Raw genomic sequence first — 249 nt, 5'->3', positions numbered from 1 at the left:
TCTAAGCAGCAGCCCAGTAAAGGCCTGGCTGGTAAACTGCGCACCCTGATCGGTATTAAAAATCTCCGGCGTTCCATACCATTTTATGGCTTCTTCCAAGCAGTCCACGCAAAACCCCGCATCCATCGTGTTCGACAACCGCCAAGACAGCAGCTTCCGGCTGTACCAGTCAACTGGGTATTCCGGCGAACGTGACCGCTCATTCTGGTGAACGTGACCGCTGCGCATAAGATGGCGTTACGCGGTCAA

At 54.2% G+C, this 249-nt stretch carries 1 pseudogene; it reads right to left on the bottom strand.

The annotated features are described in order from the left end of the window. A pseudogene (locus QN359_RS19945) lies at positions 1–174 on the bottom strand (DDE-type integrase/transposase/recombinase); the annotation flags it as partial. Between the last annotated feature and the right edge of the window lie 75 nt (positions 175–249).

Source organism: Undibacterium sp. 5I2 (genome assembly GCF_035019605.1).
In the GTDB taxonomy this organism is placed as follows: domain Bacteria; phylum Pseudomonadota; class Gammaproteobacteria; order Burkholderiales; family Burkholderiaceae_D; genus Undibacterium.
The sequence above is the reverse complement of the archived record's forward strand: the minus strand, read 5'-3'. Positions and strand labels throughout refer to the sequence as shown.